The organism is Streptomyces tricolor, assembly GCF_002155905.1.
GTDB classification, from domain to species: Bacteria; Actinomycetota; Actinomycetes; order Streptomycetales; family Streptomycetaceae; genus Streptomyces; species Streptomyces tricolor.
The window spans coordinates 1-2,069 of record NZ_MUMF01000883.1 but is presented as its reverse complement, the minus strand read 5'-3'; the positions used below and the strand labels follow the sequence as shown (position 1 = coordinate 2,069).

Sequence of the window (2,069 nt, the reverse complement as noted above, 5' to 3'; positions counted from 1 at the left end):
CCACCCGTATCCGCCGGCCGGGACGGTGCCCTCTCGGCCGGCGGATACGGGTGGCCGGGCGGGAAACGGGCCTCCTGGGAGGAGAGCCCCCGGGAGGCCGGCTGTGCTGCCGGGCACTGTTCGGCCGAGGTCGCTTGCCACAGCCGTTACGCTGGAAGGCGTGGCAGTCGTCGATGTATCCGAAGAGCTGAAGTCCCTCTCCTCGACCATGGAGTCGATCGAGGCCGTCCTGGACCTCGATGCGATGAGGGCACAAATCGCCGTGCTTGAGGAGCAGGCGGCGGCCCCGTCCCTGTGGGACAACCCGGACGAGGCGCAGAAGATCACCAGCAAGCTCTCCCACCTCCAGTCCGAGGTGCGGAAGGCGGAGGCGCTGCGCGGCCGGATCGACGACCTCGCGGTCCTCTTCGAGATGGCCGAGGAGGAGGACGACCCGGACACCCGCGCCGAGGCCGAGTCCGAGCTGGCCGCCGTCCGCAAGGCGCTGGACGAGATGGAGGTCCGTACCCTCCTGTCCGGCGAGTACGACGCCCGTGAGGCGCTCGTCAACATCCGCGCCGAGGCCGGTGGCGTCGACGCCGCCGACTTCGCCGAGAAGCTCCAGCGCATGTACCTGCGCTGGGCCGAGCAGCGCGGCTACAAGACGGAGCTGATCGAGACGTCGTACGCCGAAGAGGCCGGCATCAAGTCGACCACCTTCGCCGTGCACTCGCCGTACGCCTACGGCACCCTCTCCGTCGAGCAGGGCACGCACCGCCTCGTGCGCATCTCGCCCTTCGACAACCAGGGCCGCCGCCAGACCTCCTTCGCGGGCGTCGAGGTCCTCCCCGTCGTCGAGCAGTCCGACCACGTCGACATCGACGAGTCCGACCTGCGCATCGACGTCTACCGGTCCTCCGGGCCCGGCGGCCAGGGCGTCAACACCACCGACTCCGCGGTCCGCATCACGCACCTCCCCACCGGCATCGTGGTCTCCTGCCAGAACGAGCGGTCGCAGATCCAGAACAAGGCCACCGCGATGAACGTCCTCCAGGCCAAGCTGCTGGAGCGGCGCCGGCAGGAGGAGCAGGCCAAGATGGACGCCCTCAAGGGCGACGGCGGCAACTCCTGGGGCAACCAGATGCGCTCCTACGTGCTGCACCCGTACCAGATGGTCAAGGACCTGCGCACCGAGTACGAGGTGGGCAACCCGGAGGCCGTGTTCAACGGCGAGATCGACGGGTTCCTGGAGGCCGGGATTCGCTGGCGCAAGCAGCAGGAGAAGTAACTTTGTCGACATGACAACTGCCGTCCGAGGGGCGGCAGTTGTCTTTTGTCTGGGTTTTACATCACACTCACAGGTTTCAACTCCCCGCAAACGCCACCCCACCGGACATTGCGCCCGCAACGCCCTTGACGTTGCTTTGAAAAATGGGAAGGGTGAGGCGCGGCATGCGTACTCGAGGGGCGCATGTGAACCGGGGGATCGAGTTGACGCACTCTTCGTCACCAGCTGCCTCCGTCGATCACGGCACGCCCCACGCGCCGCCTCATTGACGAACAGCTACTGGGGGTAGCAACCACATGACGAAGAAGACGCGGATCCGGGTCGCGCGGATAGCCGCCGGCGCCGTGATCGCGGCCGGTGCGTCGCTGACCGCCGCCGGCGCGGCTTCCGCCCTGGACCTCGATGTCCAGGCGGGCCCGATCAGCCTCGGTGTGAGCACGAACGGCAACACCGACGGCGGCAACACCGACGGCGGCGGCGACGGCTGCCCGATCGGCATCTGCACCGACGGTGGCACCGACGGCTCGGGCGGCGCGGCTGCCAGCGGCGGCGACGCGGCCTCCGGTGGCGACGCTGCCTCGGGCGGCGACGCCGCTTCCGGTGGCGACGCGGCCTCCGGCGGTGACGCTGCCTCCGGCGGCGATGCCGCTTCCGGCGGTGACGCGGCCTCGGGCGGTGACGCCTCGATCGGCGGCGACGTCTCCATCGGCGGCGTGATCGGCGGCGACGACAGCACCTCCGGCGGCAACAGCAACGGCGGTGACAACGGCAACTCCGGCGGCAACGGCAACGGCGGCAACTC

General features: G+C 69.4%; 1 protein-coding gene and 1 pseudogene. Both read left to right on the top strand.

Annotated features, from left to right (window positions below; genetic code table 11):
- Positions 1–160 precede the first annotated feature (160 nt).
- Entirely contained in the window at positions 161–1,267 is a 1,107-nt protein-coding gene (gene prfB, locus CCN44_RS41100) for a peptide chain release factor 2 (RefSeq protein WP_059249832.1), read from the top strand.
- Between the two features lie 296 nt (positions 1,268–1,563).
- Positions 1,564–2,069: pseudogene (locus CCN44_RS41095) on the top strand (hypothetical protein); the annotation flags it as partial.